Source organism: Paraburkholderia sp. SOS3 (assembly GCF_001922345.1).
Lineage (GTDB): Bacteria > Pseudomonadota > Gammaproteobacteria > Burkholderiales > Burkholderiaceae > Paraburkholderia.
This window is the reverse complement of record NZ_CP018812.1, coordinates 2928653-2945030: the sequence shown is the minus strand read 5'-3', so window position 1 is coordinate 2945030 and position 16378 is coordinate 2928653. Positions and strand designations below refer to the sequence as shown.

General features: G+C 62.5%; 23 protein-coding genes. All 23 read left to right on the top strand.

Annotated elements, in window-relative coordinates; all coding sequences use genetic code 11:
• Nucleotides 1-2: 2 nt before the first annotated feature.
• The 23 genes from BTO02_RS33195 to BTO02_RS33090 all read left to right on the top strand — a co-directional run bounded on the left by BTO02_RS33195 (nucleotide 3) and on the right by BTO02_RS33090 (nucleotide 16376).
• The gene (locus tag BTO02_RS33195; RefSeq protein WP_198039297.1) at nucleotides 3-1076 is read left to right on the top strand and encodes a S24 family peptidase; all 1074 of its coding nucleotides are present in this window, start codon (nucleotides 3-5) and stop codon (nucleotides 1074-1076) included.
• 195 nt (nucleotides 1077-1271) lie between these two features.
• Nucleotides 1272-1652 (top strand): hypothetical protein, encoded by a 381-nt coding sequence (locus tag BTO02_RS33190; protein ID WP_075161172.1) that lies wholly within the window; start codon nucleotides 1272-1274, stop codon nucleotides 1650-1652.
• Between the two features lie 29 nt (nucleotides 1653-1681).
• Nucleotides 1682-1813 carry a hypothetical protein gene (locus tag BTO02_RS35465; RefSeq protein ID WP_269668040.1) on the top strand — a complete coding sequence of 44 codons (132 nt, stop codon included), beginning with the start codon at nucleotides 1682-1684 and terminating at the stop codon, nucleotides 1811-1813.
• 1 nt (nucleotide 1814) lies between these two features.
• Complete coding sequence (locus BTO02_RS33185; protein ID WP_075161171.1) at nucleotides 1815-2009, top strand: hypothetical protein; 195 nt, start codon at nucleotides 1815-1817, stop codon at nucleotides 2007-2009.
• A gap of 177 nt (nucleotides 2010-2186) precedes the next feature.
• Nucleotides 2187-2684 (top strand): DUF1566 domain-containing protein, encoded by a 498-nt coding sequence (locus tag BTO02_RS33180; protein ID WP_075161625.1) that lies wholly within the window; start codon nucleotides 2187-2189, stop codon nucleotides 2682-2684.
• A gap of 1010 nt (nucleotides 2685-3694) precedes the next feature.
• On the top strand, nucleotides 3695-3916 hold the full coding sequence (locus BTO02_RS33170) for a hypothetical protein (protein WP_075161169.1): 222 nt from the start codon (nucleotides 3695-3697) through the stop codon (nucleotides 3914-3916).
• A complete protein-coding gene (locus BTO02_RS34615) occupies nucleotides 3913-4074 on the top strand; it encodes a hypothetical protein (protein ID WP_156884054.1) in 162 nt (53 codons plus the stop codon). Before BTO02_RS33170 ends, BTO02_RS34615 begins: the two co-directional genes overlap by 4 nt.
• On the top strand, nucleotides 4071-4871 hold the full coding sequence (locus BTO02_RS33165; RefSeq protein WP_075161168.1) for a RecB family exonuclease: 801 nt from the start codon (nucleotides 4071-4073) through the stop codon (nucleotides 4869-4871). The genes BTO02_RS34615 and BTO02_RS33165 overlap by 4 nt, the downstream gene beginning before the upstream one ends.
• A 5-nt stretch (nucleotides 4872-4876) precedes the next feature.
• Nucleotides 4877-5338: an HNH endonuclease gene (locus BTO02_RS33160; RefSeq protein ID WP_075161167.1), complete on the top strand. Its 462-nt coding sequence runs from the start codon at nucleotides 4877-4879 to the stop codon at nucleotides 5336-5338.
• The gene (locus BTO02_RS33155) at nucleotides 5335-6588 is read left to right on the top strand and encodes a hypothetical protein (protein ID WP_075161166.1); all 1254 of its coding nucleotides are present in this window, start codon (nucleotides 5335-5337) and stop codon (nucleotides 6586-6588) included. The genes BTO02_RS33160 and BTO02_RS33155 overlap by 4 nt, the downstream gene beginning before the upstream one ends.
• Nucleotides 6589-6687: 99 nt before the next feature.
• Nucleotides 6688-8499, top strand: coding sequence for an AAA family ATPase (locus BTO02_RS33150; RefSeq protein WP_075161165.1), 1812 nt, complete (start codon nucleotides 6688-6690; stop codon nucleotides 8497-8499).
• Between the two features lie 30 nt (nucleotides 8500-8529).
• On the top strand, nucleotides 8530-9150 hold the full coding sequence (locus BTO02_RS33145; protein WP_075161164.1) for a 3'-5' exonuclease: 621 nt from the start codon (nucleotides 8530-8532) through the stop codon (nucleotides 9148-9150).
• A 63-nt stretch (nucleotides 9151-9213) separates the two neighbouring features.
• Nucleotides 9214-9858 carry an Rmf/CrpP family protein gene (locus BTO02_RS33140; RefSeq protein ID WP_232243614.1) on the top strand — a complete coding sequence of 215 codons (645 nt, stop codon included), beginning with the start codon at nucleotides 9214-9216 and terminating at the stop codon, nucleotides 9856-9858.
• Nucleotides 9859-9885: 27 nt separating this feature from the next.
• Complete coding sequence (locus BTO02_RS33135) at nucleotides 9886-10566, top strand: hypothetical protein (protein WP_075161162.1); 681 nt, start codon at nucleotides 9886-9888, stop codon at nucleotides 10564-10566.
• 161 nt (nucleotides 10567-10727) lie between these two features.
• Nucleotides 10728-11087: a hypothetical protein gene (locus BTO02_RS33130; RefSeq protein WP_075161161.1), complete on the top strand. Its 360-nt coding sequence runs from the start codon at nucleotides 10728-10730 to the stop codon at nucleotides 11085-11087.
• A gap of 29 nt (nucleotides 11088-11116) precedes the next feature.
• Entirely contained in the window at nucleotides 11117-11578 is a 462-nt protein-coding gene (locus BTO02_RS33125) for a DUF1566 domain-containing protein (protein ID WP_075161160.1), read from the top strand.
• 15 nt (nucleotides 11579-11593) lie between these two features.
• On the top strand, nucleotides 11594-11971 hold the full coding sequence (locus BTO02_RS33120) for a four helix bundle protein (protein ID WP_075161159.1): 378 nt from the start codon (nucleotides 11594-11596) through the stop codon (nucleotides 11969-11971).
• A gap of 340 nt (nucleotides 11972-12311) precedes the next feature.
• Nucleotides 12312-13316 carry an RNA-directed DNA polymerase gene (locus tag BTO02_RS33115; RefSeq protein WP_232243699.1) on the top strand — a complete coding sequence of 335 codons (1005 nt, stop codon included), beginning with the start codon at nucleotides 12312-12314 and terminating at the stop codon, nucleotides 13314-13316.
• Nucleotides 13313-14020, top strand: a complete 708-nt coding sequence (locus tag BTO02_RS33110; RefSeq protein ID WP_075161158.1) for an HNH endonuclease signature motif containing protein — start codon at nucleotides 13313-13315, stop codon at nucleotides 14018-14020. Before BTO02_RS33115 ends, BTO02_RS33110 begins: the two co-directional genes overlap by 4 nt.
• Nucleotides 14017-14286 (top strand): hypothetical protein, encoded by a 270-nt coding sequence (locus BTO02_RS33105; RefSeq protein WP_075161157.1) that lies wholly within the window; start codon nucleotides 14017-14019, stop codon nucleotides 14284-14286. The genes BTO02_RS33110 and BTO02_RS33105 overlap by 4 nt, the downstream gene beginning before the upstream one ends.
• The gene (locus tag BTO02_RS33100) at nucleotides 14270-14563 is read left to right on the top strand and encodes a hypothetical protein (RefSeq protein WP_156884053.1); all 294 of its coding nucleotides are present in this window, start codon (nucleotides 14270-14272) and stop codon (nucleotides 14561-14563) included. The genes BTO02_RS33105 and BTO02_RS33100 overlap by 17 nt, the downstream gene beginning before the upstream one ends.
• A complete protein-coding gene (locus BTO02_RS34915) occupies nucleotides 14563-15393 on the top strand; it encodes a hypothetical protein (RefSeq protein ID WP_075161155.1) in 831 nt (276 codons plus the stop codon). The genes BTO02_RS33100 and BTO02_RS34915 overlap by 1 nt, the downstream gene beginning before the upstream one ends.
• On the top strand, nucleotides 15390-16376 hold the full coding sequence (locus BTO02_RS33090; protein WP_075161154.1) for a phage Gp37/Gp68 family protein: 987 nt from the start codon (nucleotides 15390-15392) through the stop codon (nucleotides 16374-16376). The genes BTO02_RS34915 and BTO02_RS33090 overlap by 4 nt, the downstream gene beginning before the upstream one ends.
• The last annotated feature ends 2 nt before the right edge of the window (nucleotides 16377-16378 follow it).

Sequence of the window (16378 nt, the reverse complement as noted above, 5' to 3'; positions counted from 1 at the left end):
CCATGTTTAAAAGAAAAGCAAACACCGCGTGTAACAACATTTTGTTTACTTGTGCAACCATGCCGCGCATGAATGCTCGCAGCCGTGAAATCCATCCAACCGCCGGGCGTCTGCTCGAGGCCGCAAAAACCCTGAAGGGCGCCGAGGGCCCTTCGGCGGTCGCACGCCTGCTTCATGTCTCGCCGCAAAAAGTGACTAACTGGATGGGCCGCGGCGTGTCTTCCGACGGAATGCTGGAAGCGGAGCGCGTGATCGGGTGCCGCGCCGTGTGGCTGCGCACGGGCGAAGGCGAAATGGTAGATGCCGGCGCGAAGCACGTTTCCACCGAAGATGATCCGGCAATCACTGTATTAAACATGCCGGTTATTGCGGAATCGGAAAAAGCCGCGAGCACTACCCTTGATGCAGCCAAACTTACTTCCCCACAACGTCTAAAAGCGGTGCTCGCCGAGCAGAACGTCACTGCGCAGACTTTGGCAAGCGTCTCTGGCGTTGGCCTCGAGGTCGCTTCTCAATGGCTTGCCGGCGAAGGCCAGACTTTGACGCTTGATCAGGCTGTCGCCATTCAGAAAACGTACGGCGTGAACGCGGTTTGGCTAATAAAGGGCAAAGGTGACCCAGGCGTAGCTGTCCGCTACGCCGATGAATACCGGCCTATCCCGATCACAAATTGGAAACCGATTCCGGTACTAGGAATGGCTCAGCTAGGGGACAACGGGCACTGGTCGGATCTCGAGTATCCGGTCGGCCATGGGGACGGCTATGTTGACTTCCCTTCGCGGGACCCAGACGCCTATGCGCTGCGCTGCGTGGGCGATTCGATGCGCCCCCGCATTCGTGACGGCGAATTCGTCATCATCGAGCCGAACCACGAACCCGAGCCGGGTGACGATGTGCTCGTAAAGTCGATCGACGGTCGCGTGATGGTCAAGACATTCCTTTACAAGCGAGCTGGCCGCATCCACCTTGTTTCGATCAACGAAGCGCACCCGTCCGTCGCGATCGCGCAGGAAGAAATCGAAAAAATGCACTACGTCGTCGCCTACACGCGTGCGTCCATGTGGCGCCCGATCTGACGTACCCCGCCGCATATCTCCACTGAAGCCCGCCTAGAGCGGGCTTTTTTGTGGCATTTCCCATACGCGAATGCTATGCGCATAACACCTGTTACAAATTTCCACGTAGAAATTAAACACGGTGTTTGACATCGCTATAAACATGGTGTTTAATCAAGTCCATGGCAGCACACAACGCATCGCGGGAGTCGGGACATGGGCAAGCACAGCAAGCAATCGTGGGAAATCGGTCAACAGGTCCGCGTGGGTTTCCTGAGTCTCACGGTCGTCGCCTCGCTCGAGGCAACCGGTGACGGCCTGCCGGGCGCTTACATCCTCACGAACGGCACGCAGCTGTACGCGTTCGTTCCGCACAACGGTCTGAACAAGATCAGCGATGAAGAAGCAGTCGCGATGTGCGAACAATCCAAGCGCATCACGGCGCAACGCGAAGCGCGGGCGGCGGCGACGGCAAAGCGCGTCATCGACAACGCCGCGGTGTGCGCGAAGCTTCAGCAGATCACCGGCGCCGAGTTCGTCGGCATGGCTGACGTCGATGGCGAGCAGTTCGCCCACTACCGCAACGTCGCGATCTGAACTGATTCAACCACGTCAGTGAGGGTGTCATGTCCATCTTCGCAAAGGATCTGCTGGAGCTGCGCGCGATGCCGCGCGGCGCGTTGATCGAGCACTTGCTGCGCGAGCTAGCGCTGAACCTGATCGCGCCGGGCGTCGCGGATGTTCGGGGAGGGTGCTGACATGGAGTCGAAGTCACTGGAAGCGTGGCGCAACCGGCCGATGAAAGTGACGGTCATGGAACTGTGCCCGCGCTGCGAGAAGTTGGTCGAAGGCGTCGAGACGCGCTCGTTCTATGGTGCGTTCGGGCAAAGGTTTTCTGCGTACTGCTGCCAGCCGTGTCTCGTGCTGGTCCGCAACGAAGCGTTGGGGCACTGATCATGTTTGCAACTTGCGTGGCAGTTGGATTCACCGCTTTCGGTATCGCGCTGCTGTTTGCCCTTGTGATCTGCAAGGCGGGAAGCAAGGGCGAACGCCGATTCGATTAAGCAGCTTGACCGGTGCCAGCTGGCGCCGGACCCGATAAACCGCAGCAACGAATAAAGGATGAACGACATGAATGCAGTGAACGAAGCCGCTGTCGCGATCGCAGCGCCCGCCATTGGCGAGTACTGGCCCGGTCAGGGCGGCATCTACGCCGGCATCATGCCGGGCGAAGACGGGCAGCGTCCGTATCACCTGATCGTTTCAGCGACCGATGTCGAAGACGTCGCGTACGGCGGTTACGGCAGCAAGGTGCCGGGTGCGGACAGCCGTTACGACGGCGCCGCGAACACGCGCGCGTTGCTCGCTGCGACGACCGAGCATCCCGCGGCGAAGTGGGCCAGCGAGTACTCGGCCGACGGCCACACCGATTTCCATCTGCCGGCGCAGCGCGAGCTCAACCTCTGCTACGCGACGATCCCGCACAAGTTCGAGAAGGACTGGTACTGGTCGAGCACGCAGGAGACGGCCGGCTACGCCTGGTTTCAGCTCTTCGGCAACGGCGGCCAGCTCTACGGCGACGAGCTCAGCAAGCTTCGCGCCGTGGCCGTCCGCAGATTGTTCATTTAGTCATTCAGTTATTCGACTCCGAAGGAGTCGACGTCATACCCCGTGCGAAGAGGGGCGCAGTACGGCGAGGGTTTGGGCGGGGAGAGGGCTGCGGGACTCCCCGGTTCGCGAGGTTTGCACCATAAGCGCAGCCGCCGGCCCCAAGTGTGAAGTGAAGAAGGTGAAAGCCGACCTGCAATTGAGGCTTGACAGCCGGGAGAGCACCGGCGCCCTGAAGTGTGGGTGTCTGGCGGCAGTCGGTGGGCGCGGCTGCACTAATGATGGACCCCCACGAATGGCGTCACAACGCTGCCTTATGCGAGCGCTGGGCATCCACCCTTGAGGGCCTCAACGAAGCGACGGCCGCTTTAAGCAACTATAAGCCGCAGCCCGTGAGAAGCGGGCGGGAACAGTGTCCCGCGCCGTGGAGTGACCGGAATAGGCGTGCAGTTTCCGGCAGAGCGGCGAAAGTCCGTGATGCATGTCGAAATCCGACCTCTGCGAGCGAAAGCCGTACCGGTGGAAGGCCGGTCCTAATTTAGGAGTCCATTGTGGTTGTGCTCTACGACGAAATGCCGAATGAAGTGAGACGTCCGCGATATATCCGTCGCGGTCGTATCGGCTTCTGCCCAACGTGCGAATGCAACGTGGCCGGCAGTTTCGTCGACGGTGGCATCGGTCGCGATGACGCTTTTGGACGCACGGTGGTGCACGAGGACTGGGTGAATCGCTGCCCCATCGATGGCGCTGAGCTGGGCGTCCCGTGCGTTGAAAAGCGCGAGGAAGCTTGACGTGCGACGCCCGGTCTTCCTCGCGAACATCACGCGCACACCGTCGCTCAAGTGGACGTGTCGCAAGCTCGTTGGCTTCGCGTTGCGCCGTGTGCGTGGAATCGAGCGCGAGCCGATTCGGAAAGAACCGCTTACCGAAGACCAGTGGCGCGCGCTCGAGCATAAGTGCGGATTGCTCACCGGTTCGTTGTTCGGCGCGCTTGTCTGCATCGTGTTTTTGTTGCTCTACAGGGGATCAGCATGCTGACCATTTTTCGTCGACGTCCGACCGGCATTACTCGCGATCGCGTACTCGAGCTCAAGCACGAAGCGCTTTGCGCCCGCACGGCGCGTCGGCAGCGCGACGCAAAAGCAGCACTGAGCCGTCAGGGAGTTGCGCCTCGCACGCCGATCTCGACCGGCTACGTGCCGGAAGAGATCTCCCGCGTGTTCACGTACACGAACGTCGGGGGTGTGCGGTGATTCGTGCATTCGACCGCTTCTACGCGAAGCATCCGCGCATCGCGGCCGCGCTGATGATTGCTGCTTGCGCGGCATGCCTCTACGCGGCGGCCGGCGCGGATAGCGACAACGACACGGCGCTGCGCCTGCAGCTGATGGCATCGAGGAGCGCAACGTGAGCGATCTTCGCATCCGCGCCTCGTCGTTCGGCAAATTCTTCGACTGCGCCTATGCCTGGGAGGCTGAACATCTGCTCGGCAAGCGCAAGCCTGCAGGCCTGCGCGCGCTGCTCGGCACGAGCGTGCACGCCGGTACCGCCGCGTTCGACTCGGCGCGCCTGAACGGCAGCGAGATCACGCCGGACGATGCTGCAGGCGCGTTCGTCGACACGCTGCACCACCCGGAATACGACGTCGATTTCTCGAACGACAACATCAAGTTCGCGGAGGCGGAGCGCATCGGCCTGACGCTGACCACGAAGTACTGCACCGAGGTCGCGCCGCAGTTCACATACACGGCCGTCGAAATGCCGCTCGAGCCCCTGCAGATCGATTGCGGCGGCGGCACGACGATCACGCTCACCGGCACGATGGACCGCGCGCGCGTCGCGAAGGGCGTCGACGGCACGATCATTCCTGACGTGAAGACCGGTGCCCGCGTCGTGACGAACGGCGAGGCGAACATCAAGTCGCGCTCGGCACAGACCGGTACCTATCAGCTCATGTACGAGCAGACGACCGGCGAGCGCACGGCGGGCGCGCAGATCATCGGCCTCGGCACGACGTCCAAGACGCCGGTCGCCGTGAGCCCGATCTTCGACGCGCGCCGCGTGCTGATCGGTAACGAAGAGACACCGGGCCTCATCCAGTTGGCCGCCGACATGTTCAAGGCCGGTCTTTTCCCGCCCAACCCAAGTAGTCCGCTTTGTAGCAAGTCGTATTGCTCTAGATGGTCCACCTGCATCTATCACGAGTGACCACCATGAAACGCAAAGAATTCGACTACGACATGGTGCGCGAAGCCTACCTCGCGGGTAGCTCCCTGAATCAAATCGCGTCCGAGATGGGTCTGGACGACGAAGACGTGCGGCGCGCCCTGATCCGGATGGGTGTTCCGCGCCGCCCGCGGGGCGCTGGCGCTGGCCAGCTTAATCACCAGTTCAAGGGCGGCACGAGGCAGCGGAAGGATGGCTATCTGGTTCAACGCGGGAACCGCGCGAAGCAGTTGGAGCATCGCGTTATCGCCGAGAAGGCGCTCGGTCGCCCACTCAAGCGTAGCGAAGACGTACATCACGTGAATTTTGACGGTGGCGACAACGGCAACACGAATCTCGTGATCTGTACGCATACGTACCACATGGAATTGCATGCCCGCATGCGCCGGCATCCGTACTGGAGCCAGGTCGAAGCGGATTACCGAAACAAACAAAGGGGTAACAAATGAACGCACCTACACAGGCGCGCGCGTTGTCTGACGTCGCGCAAGGACCGCAGGCGGTTGTCGCTGCTGACGTCGCGGTCGACATGTTCACCGAGCGCGGCTTCGTGCTCGCAAACCGGATTGCCAAGGCGTATGCGAGCAGCGACGCCGTGCCGGCGCAGTTTCGCTCGCACAACCTGAAGAGGGTCGGTAACGAAGAGCATTGGGTCGAGAACCCGGCGGCGGTCGGTAATTGCCTGGTTGCTATCGAAGTCGCGCGGGCAGTCCGCATGTCGATCACCGCGGTCATGCAAAACGCCGACCCGATCGAAGGCAAGCTGCGCTGGTCGGGCAAGTTCGTGATCGCCGCCATCAATGCGTCAGGCCGCTTTACACCGTTGCGCTTCCAGGCGATCAACCGCGGCCGCATCAAGGCGACATACAAGGAAAAGACCGGCTGGGATAAAGAAGCGCGGCGACCGATCTTCGCTGAGCGCGAGGTCGAGGTCGACGACATCGAGTGCATCGCGTGGGCGTTGCCGAAGGGCGTTCCCGAGCCGCATTTGACGCCGGACATGCTGCGTCAGTACCCGAACCGCCTGCTGGACCTGTACCGCTCCCTCGGCATGCCCGTCGTCGAATCTGCGCCCGTCACGATGAAGATGGCTGTCGAGGAAGGGTGGTACGGCAAGCCTGGGTCCAAGTGGCAAACGGAATTGCGCGCCCTGATGTTCCAGTACCGCGCCGGTAGCTTCTTCGGCAACATCCACGCGCCGGACATCGTGATGGGCATGGGACGCACGTCGGAAGAAGAGCTCGACATTATCGATGTCACGAAGCAGCCGGACGGCACCTACGCCGCCGACATTGACACGCTGCGCCGCGCAAGCGTGTCGCCGGCAGCCGACCGGGCCGCGCAAGCCGAGACATCGCGACAAGCTGATGCGCCAGCAGCGAATGTCGAGCAGATGGATCAGCAGGCTCAACACCATCACCAGGGCACCGAGCAGGGCGAAACGACCGGCCCGGATGGTCAGAGCGCGGCGCCCGCGCAGACCGCTTCGAAGTCAGGTCCGCTCCCCGAATCGGAGATCTCCGCGCGCCTGAACGCAGCGAACAGCAGCGACGAGCTGAACGCCGCCATCGCACTGATCGCTGACGTACCCGATCCGGACGCCGAACAGCGGCTCACCGAGCTCGCATCAACGCTGCGCCAGAAGTTCGAGCGCGCCGGCCGCCGCGCATCGCGCGGATCCGCGCCGAGCGTCGAGTAACCGTCAATGGGGCTCCCGGGCAGCCGCGGCGTATGTAGCCGCCGCGCGTTGATCTACGCCGCCGCCCGGTGAGTCCCGCCCCAATCCATAGAGACTGACATGCAGATCCAGCACATCACCGTAAAGAGTTTCCTCGGCGCGCGCGCTGTGGACATCGAAGTGGACACGCCGGTCACCATCTTCGCGGGCCCGAACGGCGCGGGGAAGAGCAGCCTGCGCGAGGCCATCTGCGCAGCGCTGACCGGTGACATTTCGCGCGTCGCGCTGAAGAAGGAATACCCGTCGATGGTGACCGACGGTGCGAAGAAGTCGATCGTGTCGCTGGATCTGGATGTCGGTCCGGCGAACCTCACGTTGCCCGACGCCAAGCATGTGGGCCTCACCGTGTACACCGGCGCGCTGCCGTACCTGCTCAACCCGGAGCGGTTCGCGCAAATGAAGGCCGACGATCGGCGCACGTTCCTGTTCGAACTGACGGGCCTGCGCGCGACACCCGAGAAGGTGAAGGGTCTGCTCGCTGAGCGCAAGTGCGACGCGGCGAAGGTCGAGAAGGTGCTGCCGATGCTGCGGTCAGGCTTCCCGGCCGCCGTGAAGTTCGCCGAGGACGAAGCGCGCGAGTCGAAGGGCGCATGGAAGGCCGTGACCAATGAACAGTGGGGTAAGGACAAGGCCGCCGATTGGGAGGCCGAGGTGCCTCTGTTCGATGCAGCGCGGCACGCTGAGGTAACTCAGCAGATGACCGCCGTCGAGAGCCGTATCGCGAAGGCAAATAAGGACCTGGGCGCGCTGCAGGAAAAACACCGCGCCTACGCCGCGTCGCGCGAATCCGCCGAGCGCAGCGCCGAACTGGCGAAAGGCGTGACGCGCATCGAAGCAAAGCTCGCGACTGACAAGCAGAACCTCGCCGACGCGGAGGCGCGCCTGCTCGATGCGCAGCAGCGTGCCGGCGACGCGCCGCGCGAAGGCCTCGTTCACGATCTGGCTGCTGCGGTACGCGAGTTCACCGTGATCATTGCTGACGCGGAGAGCCTCGTGCAGCGTGTGACCGGTGCAATCAGGCCGTGGAGCGATTACGACCTGTCGACCGTCGAGCGAGCCTACGCCGCTTACGTTGATCAGCATGGAGAGCCGGGCACCGGCGGCGATGCCGACGCGCGCGCCCAGCTGCCCGAACTCGTCAAGGCGCGCGACCTGATGAAGCGCTCGGTCGAGAACGACGAGCGCGATCTCGCCGCCGCTCTCGCTGCGTCGGAAGCGCTGAAGTTGAAGTCCGACGTCGAAGCAGTGACCGATGAGCAACTGACCGCAGCGCGTACGAGCGTGTCCGCATCGACAGCGCAACGCGATTCTCTGCGCACCGAGCTGGATCGGCTGAACAACGCGAAGCTCGCGGCCGACGCTGCCGACAGCAAAACGCAGACTGCCGCGAAGCACCACGCCGACATCACGCAATGGCTCGACATCGCCGCTGCGCTGTCGCCGGATGGCATCCCGGGTGACATGCTCGCGCAGGCGCTTGCGCCGATCAATAACCGTCTCGCCGAACTCGCTGCGTTCGCGCAGTGGGCCGTGCCCATGCTCGACACCGATATGACAATCCGCGCCGGCGGCCGCCTCTATTCGTTGCTGAGCGAGTCCGAGCGGTACCGCGTCGACGCGCTGATCGCACTGACGATCGCGGTGCTGTCGGAGTCGCGCATCGTTTTCTTCGACCGCTTCGACGTGCTGGACCTGAAGGGCCGCGGCGATCTGCTCGAACTGCTCGACGACATGGCCTCGCAGAACGAGATCGCGACGGCGCTTGTATTCGGCACGCTGAAGAAGGCACCCGAAGGCCTGCCGTCCACCACACGCGCGCACTGGATCGAGAAGGGCGAGTTGCACGCCGCTCGCTTCGCCCAGGCCGCCTGAGCGTCCCACCAACCACGAACGGAACAATTCATGGAACTCATCCTCTTCTACGACACGGAAACGAACGGTCTGCCGCAGTGGAATCTGCCGTCCGAAGATCCGTCGCAGCCGCACGTCACGCAACTCGCCGCGCACCTGTGCGACGAGCGCAGCGGCAACACGATAGCCGCGATGGACGTGCTGATCTCGCCGGATGGCTGGACGATCCCCGACGATCTCGCGGCGCTTACTGGCATCACGACCGAGCGGGCGACGCTCGAAGGTGTGCCGATTTCGGATGCGCTGCGGCAGTTCACGGAGATGTGGCGCCGCGCCGGCATGCGCGTCGCGCACAACGAGTCTTTCGATGCCCGCATGCTGCGCATCGAGTACTTCCGGCAACTCGATCACGACGATCCGTTCCACGACCAGTGGAAGGGGGGGCAAGCCTTCTGCACGCAAGGGCGTTGCACGAAGATCCTCAATCTGCCGCCCACCGCGAAGATGCTCGCCGCGGGCCGCAAGCATGCGAAGTCGCCGAACCTCGGCGAAGCGTACGAGTACTTCACCGGCAAGAAGCTCGAGGGTGCGCACAACGCCGCGGTCGATCTCGAGGCTTGCAAGGCCGTGTACTACGGCATCAAGCAGGCGACCGCCGGTAAAGCTGCCTGAAGAATCCCTGACCCCGCCACCACCTGATGAACCCTGATGAATGCACCGCAAGACTTCCGCGCCATGACCGCCGACACGATCGGTCGAGATCTTCTGCAGGCGCTCGTGCTTGAACTGAAGCTGTTGCCCGACGTCTGGGCGAAGCTGTCCGAGGCCAAGCAGAACGACGTCATCGATCGCCTGCGTGCACGCGTGCAATCGAACATCGCGATGGCCGTTCACACGCTGGCCAGCGCGGGTCGCACGGTGGTGGCGGGTGACCTCGATCAGATCACCATCAAGGATGGCGTTAAGGCGGTCATCAAGTTCGGTGCGAACGCACCTTCGTTGCACGAGCTGTATGACGCGCAAAGCAAGGCGGTGCTGGTGGTTGTAGCGAGCTCCGCTGACCACACCGCCGGCATGGATGAAGTGAGGGGCGAAGGCGATCAACGCGGCCTCGACCTCGGCCAGGAATACACGTCCGAGGACGGTGACGGCATGAATGGGCCGACCGGCGATGTCGTAGACGCGGGCCCGGGCGATGTGCGGCAGATCGAACACCAGCCGTTGCAAGAGGAGCTCGAAGCGGCCGAACAAGCGGGCTTCGACGCGGCAGCCGATGGCAAGCCGCAGAGCGATTGCCCCGTCATGGCCGGCGCGCTGTGCATCGAGTGGGTGAAGGGCTGGAAGCGCTGGCACGAAGAGCAAGGCGACGACGCGCAGTAACCCAACCTCGCGCAGGAGCATACGAACGTGAGAGCAGATATCGAGAAGTACCTCAGCACTGTGCAGCAGTCCACCGCGAAGACGATCTCGCACAAGCTCGGCCTGCCGCAGCTCGACGTCGCGCGCGAACTCAATCACATGCTTAACGATGGTGTGGTCGAGCGCGAGAAGAGGCAGGGCGCCGGCAACGAGTACCACTACTGGCTCTCGCGTGCCGAGCGCACGCCGGCGACCGCTGCCGTGACGACTGCTGCGCCAGCTGCGCCCGCGCTGCCCCCCGCGTCGCCGCCCGCTGCTGCGCAACCGGACGCGCGCGCCGCCCTCGAGCGCCAGGTCGCCGCATTGACGAATCAGCTTACTGACCTGACCACTCGGTACCACGAAATGTCGAGCGCGCGACTGCAGGCCGAAACCGATCGAGACGAACTGAAGGTCGAGAACGACTCGCTGAAGAGCGATGTCGCGAAGCTGACCCAGAACACCAGGGCGCTCGAACTGCGCATCGACGAACTGACGCTGGGTCCGATCGGCGCGAAGTCGCCGCTGTTCGTGACGGTCGGACGTTACGCGAAGCCGAAGCGTCACGGCTCGCTCGACAAGGCGCAGAAGCGCGCGAGTGCGCTGATCCGCTCGGAAAAGGAATCTGAGGTGCTGGTGCTTGAGCCGGTGGGTCGGGTAATTCGCGGCAGCGAATGGCGGCCCCGTTAGCAGGGTTGTGTGGTCCGTCGCGGCGCTCCCCGTAGCCGCGGCGCTTGTGGAAGGGCGGTCCACATGACGCCCGCTTTTTCGAATCACTCCCGCCGGCGTTTTCTGAGCGCCGGTTTTGATGGGGCGGCTTTATTCAGCGCCCTGCTTTTTCAGGAGAACACATGCAACAGATTCAAATTCCGCCGCTTGCCGAGGGCGAAGTCTATCTGCACGGCCGCGTCAGCAAGACCGGTGACGTCGAGCACACGGTGCTGGTAGCCGTGAACGATGAGCGCCTGCCGCGCGAGCTACAGCGCGAATGGGCAAAGAGTGTCGGCGGCGTGCTGTTCAACCGCTTCGACGCTCTCGTCATCTACAACGAGCATCGCGCGCTCGTGAAGCCGGAGTGGTACTGGACCGACGATGACGTCGAGTGGGATTCCGGCTACGCCTGGTGTCAGGGCTTCGGCACCGGCGGCCAGACCTGCGGCGGCAAGGACCTCGAGCTTCGCGCCGTGGCCGTCCGCAGATTGTCGATTTAACCCTTCATCCATTTTCAACGGAGCATCGCATGACGATCACGCTTGAAGCGATCAAATCGGCGCACGCGAAGGTAGCCGAAATGATCGCCACCTTCGAAAAGCAGGCGACGACCGAATACCGCGTCCCCGCGGCCGCGATTCCGCTCGCGTCGGGTGAGCGCTTCGCCGGCGCCGTGCTGAACGACGACGGCAGCCTCGCGCACTACCTGATCCTGCTACCCGGCGAGAAAGAGTCGGTTCAGTGGGAAGCGGCACGCGAGTGGGCCATCGAGCAGGGCGGCGACCTGCCGACGCGGCGCGAGCAGTCGCTCCTGTTCGCAAACGTCAAGAGTGCTTTCGCATCGGCCTGGTACTGGTCCGGTGAGCAGTACGAATCCAATTCCGGCTCCGCCTGGTTTCAGTACTTCACCAGCGGCGGCCAGGGCTACGACGGCAAGGACTGCGAGCTTCGCGCCGTGGCCGTCCGCAGATTTATTCCTTCAGTAATTTAACGATTTAAATCCATCGTGGCCCTGCACACCCAACTGCCGATCTACCGCGCCGCAGAAGACCTGCTGGATGTCGTGACAGATGTCGTCACGAACATGCAGCGGGACTTCAAGCGGTCGATCGGCGAGAAGATTAATCTAGAGTGCATCGAGATCATCGTGCTCGTATATCGCGCGAATGTTGCGACGGACAAATCGCCGCATCTGACCGAGCTCATCGAGCGCCTGCAGGTGATCAACCTGCTGCTTCGGCTCGGTTTCAACAAGCGCAAGGTCGACAAGGGTTCCTACGCTCGCGCGGTCGAACTGACCACGAGCATCGGCAAGCAGGCCACCGGATGGAAGAAGGCTGCAAGCAATCGCCCGCTCCATGGAGGTCAAGGCTCCCATGGCTGAGCGATCTTTCAATCTGGTCGCACCGCTGGCTCACGAGGCCACCGACATGCGCATTGAGGATACCGTCCGCCGGCGTGCGGACCGGTCCAGCGCAGTTTCCCAATTGAGCAATCGATCGGGCGACGTAGATAGTGCGATATATCCGGCTACGCCTGGTATCAGAACTTCAACAACGGCAACCAGAACTACAACGACAAGAACAACAAGCTTCGCGCCGTGGCCGTCCGCAGATTGGAAAAATGGAGATCAGGCGTTTCATTTCGTCGAACTGGTCGAAGCGTATGTCGACTGTCGACGCACCAAACGGAACAAGGCCAGCGCGCTTGCGTTCGAAGCGAATCTGGAACACAACCTGCGCGACCTGTACGACGAACTGCTCGACGGCTCGTATCGTCCCGGCCGGTCGATCTGCTTTGTCATCACGCGACCGAAAGCGCGCGAGGTATGGGCAGCCGATTTTCGCGATCGCGTCGTGCATCACCTGCTGTACAACCGCATAGGCCCGCGGTTCGAGCGCAGCTTCGTTGCCGACTCGTGCGCATGCATCAAGGAGCGCGGCACGCTGTACGCAGCGCAGCGACTCGAGGCGAAGATCCGCTCGATCACGCAGAACTGGACGCGCCCGGCTCATTACCTGAAGTGCGATCTCGCGAACTTCTTCGTGAGCATCGACAAAACCGTTCTGTCCGAGCTGCTGCTCGCGAAGATCAGCGATCCGTTCTGGCAATGGCTGACCGGCGCCGTGCTGATGCACGATCCACGCACCGACTTCGAATTCCGCGGCGACCCGGCATCGATCGACCTCGTGCCGGCGCACAAGCGGCTCATGAACCAGCCGGCGCACCTTGGGCTGCCGATCGGCAATCTGTCGTCGCAGTTCTTCGCGAACGTCTACCTCGACGCGCTCGACCAGCGCGCGAAACACATCGTGCGCGCGCGGCACTACGTTCGCTACGTCGACGACTTCGTGTTCCTGCACGAGTCGCCCGACTGGCTCAATGCCGCGCACGCCGACATTGCAGCCTTTCTGCTGGCACGCCTCTGCGTGCGTCTGAACGAACACAAGACGATCCTGCAGCCGATCGAGCGCGGCGTCGATTTTGTCGGCCACGTCATCAAGCCGTGGCGCCGGTCGACGCGGCGGCGCACGGTGAATGAAGGCGTGCGGCGCGTCGCGAACGCGCCGGCCGTTGACGTGCACGTTATGGCGAATAGCTACTTCGGTCTGTACGGGCAAGCACCGGCCAGTCATCACGATCGCGCGCGGCTCGCGAATGTGGTGCGGGGCCGCGGGCATGCGGTGAACCACGGTCTCACGAAGACCTACCGAGGCACGAGATCATGACGAAGCGAAAACCCGGTTCGACGCAGCGGTACAGACATGTCTGGACACCGGAGGAAGACGCAGTCCTGACGAGCCGCTATCCGGACGAGCGCGCGCAGGCAATTGCCGATGATCTGAAGCTGCATGTCACGCAAATTTATAAGCGTGCCAAGAAGCTCGGGCTATCGAAGAGCGAGGCGTTTTACGTCGGCAACGACTCCGGTCGCACTGGCGATGGTCGTGGTGCCGGGACGAGATTCCAGTCAGGACATGTGCCGTGGAGCAAGGGTACGAAGGGACTTACTGGAACCCATCCTAATTGCCGAAAGGCGCAGTACAAGAAGGGGCGCCCGGCGGCTGATGCTCGAAATTACGTTCCGATCGGAACCGAAAAGGTGAAAGACGGCTATCTGTGCCGAACGGTGACGGACGATCCGTCGATCGTTCCCGCTCAAAGATGGACCGGCGTTCACCGCATCGTCTGGGAACAGGCAAATGGTCCGATACCGGACGGATACGTGGTGTGCTTTCGCGAAGGTCGTTTCAGTACCGACGTCGAGAAAATCACCATCGATGCCCTCGAGCTCGTCCACCGTGCTGAGATGGCCCGGCGCAATCATCCTCGCTCCAAAGACCCGGAGCTTGCGAAGCTGGTGCAGCTGAAGGGCGCTATTACGCGACAAGTCAACCGCATCGCCCGCGAGGCGAAGGAGAAGCAATCGTGAGCAACAACATCAACACCGTTCGTCAGCATTTGCTGGACACGCTGGCCGATCTTCGCAATCGCGAAAACCCGATGGAGATAGATCGTGCGCGCGCGGTCGCCGATGTAGCGCGCGTTCTTGTCGATAGCGCCAAGGTCGAGGTCGATTTCATCAAGGCATCCGGAGCGAACGGCTCGGACTTCATGCAGCAGGAAAAGACGGTGATCGAGGGCGAAGCGCTGCCCGATGGGATTTCTAGCATCACCCGACATGTACTTCGTGGCTAACGCCGTGCCGTTGCGTGTGGGTATGCGTGTCCGGACGAACTATGACACGGGTCCGTACATCGTGAAGTCGATCGATGGCCCGTGCACATGCCCTGAGTACGTCCGGTCGCTGGACGGCGACGACACACCTTCTAAACCGCATTTCCATCTAACTGTGCTCGGCGAAGTGCGACACCAGCGCGGCAAGACCTACTGGCTTAATGGATACACGCTCGACGGGCGTTCGGTGTGGAACAGAGACCGGCTGATCGACGCGAGTCAACTGGAGCTTTTCTAATGGGAATCAAAGCACAGATTGCAGTTCTTTACGACCATGAAGACGGCCGCTATGCAGTCGCGCCGAGCGACGAAGCAGCAACGTTCACAATCGGCGATCCGAAATGGCATCGCGCCGGTCCTGTGACGTTGCAGGGCTTCGCGTCTCCTGTTGTTGGGTTTAGCGAGGCGACTGACGACCCCGCGAATATCGTTGCCAAGTGGATCAAGTCACGCGGCACGAGCATGAATGGGGAAGCCTACGCCGCAGCTGTCGAACTCGTTTCATACGCTCTCGCTGCGTCAACGCAAGCCGCTGCGGCAGACGAGCCGTTTCAGGCGCGCGTGCAGCCGTGGATGCTCGAATGCTTCGGCGCGGATATCGCGGCCGATAAGCTCGAGCGCAACCACCGATTCTTCGAAGAGGCTGGTGAGCTGGTCCAGTCCTGCGGCATGACGCGCGAGGAAGCGCATGCACTCGTCGATTACACGTGGTCGCGACCTGTTGGCGAGCCGGTTCAAGAAGTCGGTGGCGTGATGGTCACGCTCGCGGCGCTGTGCCTCGCGAGCGGGCTCGATATGCACGCCGCCGGCGAGATCGAGCTCGCGCGAATCAGCGCGCCAGCCACGATGGCGAAGATTCGCGCGAAGCAGGCAGCGAAGCCGAAGCATTCGGCACTGCCAGAACTCGTGCAGAAGGAAGATAGCGACGAATCTGCGCAGCTGGGCCCTCTCGATTTCGAGATCCTCCTCGGCGAGCAGATGTACATCGATAGTTCAATGCAGTATCGCAACGGCACCGTATGTTTGACGATCAAGCGTAAGCCGCGCGGCGCAGGTGAATCCGTATGAGCGAGAACAGCAAAATCGAATGGACCGACCACACGTTCAACCCATGGGAAGGCTGCCAGAAGGTCGGGCCCGGCTGCGACCACTGCTACGCCGAGGCGCGCAATGCGCGCTTTAGCGGCGGTACGGCGATCAACTGGGGGCCGGGTGCGCCACGGCGCCGCACGTCGCCGGCGAACTGGCGCAAGCCGCTGCAATGGAACATGGCTCATGCCGAGTTTTTCGCGCAGCATGGCCGCCGCCAGCGCGTGTTCTGCGCGTCGCTCGCGGACGTATACGACAACGCGGTTGATCAGACGTGGCGTGCGGATTTGTTTCGCCTGATCCGCAGCACACCGAACCTCGACTGGTTGCTGCTAACGAAGCGTATCGGCAACGCACGGCAAATGATCGACGATGCGCGCGATGCAGATGCCGCCGGGCCGGTGTGGCCATGGCCCAACGTCTGGCTGGGCGCGACGATCGTCAATCAGGAAGAGGCGGACCGCGACATTGATAAGCTGCTCGCCATTCCAGCGCGCGTGCATTTCGTGAGCATGGAGCCGCTGCTGGGGCCGGTCGATCTGCGGCCGTACATTGGAGCGGGACCCAAGCCGTGGGGCTGGTGCCATGGTGTCCGATGGGTCATCGTCGGCGGCGAAAGTGGCCACGGCGCGCGGCCGATGCATCCATCGTGGCCGCGCGCACTGCGCGATCAGTGCGCGGCTGCGGGCGTTCCGTTCTTATTCAAACAGTGGGGCGAGTGGACGGACGAAGACTGGGGCGAGCGTGCTGGATTGCGGGATACGGCTGGCGTCTTGCCGAATGGCGATTTCCTGCTGATGAGCGAAGGTTATGTGCCGCCGTTCGACGATGGTGCGCGCCTTGAAGCGGCCGGCAATGTGAGGCTCGACGGGCGAATGCTGATGGATCGTGTCGGCAAGAAGCTCGCCGGCCGTCACCTCGACGGCCGCACGCACGACGACTTTCCGAAGGGCGCAGCGTGAAA

Excerpts from the sequence above, each read along its gene's own strand:
- BTO02_RS33195 (WP_198039297.1), top strand. The coding sequence starts at position 3 with ATGTTTAAAAGAAAAGCAAACACCGCGTGTAACAACATTTTGTTTACT.
- BTO02_RS33190 (WP_075161172.1), top strand. The coding sequence starts at position 1,272 with ATGGGCAAGCACAGCAAGCAATCGTGGGAAATCGGTCAACAGGTCCGC.
- BTO02_RS35465 (WP_269668040.1), top strand. The coding sequence starts at position 1,682 with ATGTCCATCTTCGCAAAGGATCTGCTGGAGCTGCGCGCGATGCCGCGC.
- BTO02_RS33185 (WP_075161171.1), top strand. The coding sequence starts at position 1,815 with ATGGAGTCGAAGTCACTGGAAGCGTGGCGCAACCGGCCGATGAAAGTG.
- BTO02_RS33180 (WP_075161625.1), top strand. The coding sequence starts at position 2,187 with ATGAATGCAGTGAACGAAGCCGCTGTCGCGATCGCAGCGCCCGCCATT.
- BTO02_RS33170 (WP_075161169.1), top strand. The coding sequence starts at position 3,695 with ATGCTGACCATTTTTCGTCGACGTCCGACCGGCATTACTCGCGATCGC.
- BTO02_RS33160 (WP_075161167.1), top strand. The coding sequence starts at position 4,877 with ATGAAACGCAAAGAATTCGACTACGACATGGTGCGCGAAGCCTACCTC.
- BTO02_RS33155 (WP_075161166.1), top strand. The coding sequence starts at position 5,335 with ATGAACGCACCTACACAGGCGCGCGCGTTGTCTGACGTCGCGCAAGGA.
- BTO02_RS33150 (WP_075161165.1), top strand. The coding sequence starts at position 6,688 with ATGCAGATCCAGCACATCACCGTAAAGAGTTTCCTCGGCGCGCGCGCT.
- BTO02_RS33145 (WP_075161164.1), top strand. The coding sequence starts at position 8,530 with ATGGAACTCATCCTCTTCTACGACACGGAAACGAACGGTCTGCCGCAG.
- BTO02_RS33140 (WP_232243614.1), top strand. The coding sequence starts at position 9,214 with ATGACCGCCGACACGATCGGTCGAGATCTTCTGCAGGCGCTCGTGCTT.
- BTO02_RS33130 (WP_075161161.1), top strand. The coding sequence starts at position 10,728 with ATGCAACAGATTCAAATTCCGCCGCTTGCCGAGGGCGAAGTCTATCTG.
- BTO02_RS33125 (WP_075161160.1), top strand. The coding sequence starts at position 11,117 with ATGACGATCACGCTTGAAGCGATCAAATCGGCGCACGCGAAGGTAGCC.
- BTO02_RS33110 (WP_075161158.1), top strand. The coding sequence starts at position 13,313 with ATGACGAAGCGAAAACCCGGTTCGACGCAGCGGTACAGACATGTCTGG.
- BTO02_RS33100 (WP_156884053.1), top strand. The coding sequence starts at position 14,270 with ATGTACTTCGTGGCTAACGCCGTGCCGTTGCGTGTGGGTATGCGTGTC.
- BTO02_RS34915 (WP_075161155.1), top strand. The coding sequence starts at position 14,563 with ATGGGAATCAAAGCACAGATTGCAGTTCTTTACGACCATGAAGACGGC.
- BTO02_RS33090 (WP_075161154.1), top strand. The coding sequence starts at position 15,390 with ATGAGCGAGAACAGCAAAATCGAATGGACCGACCACACGTTCAACCCA.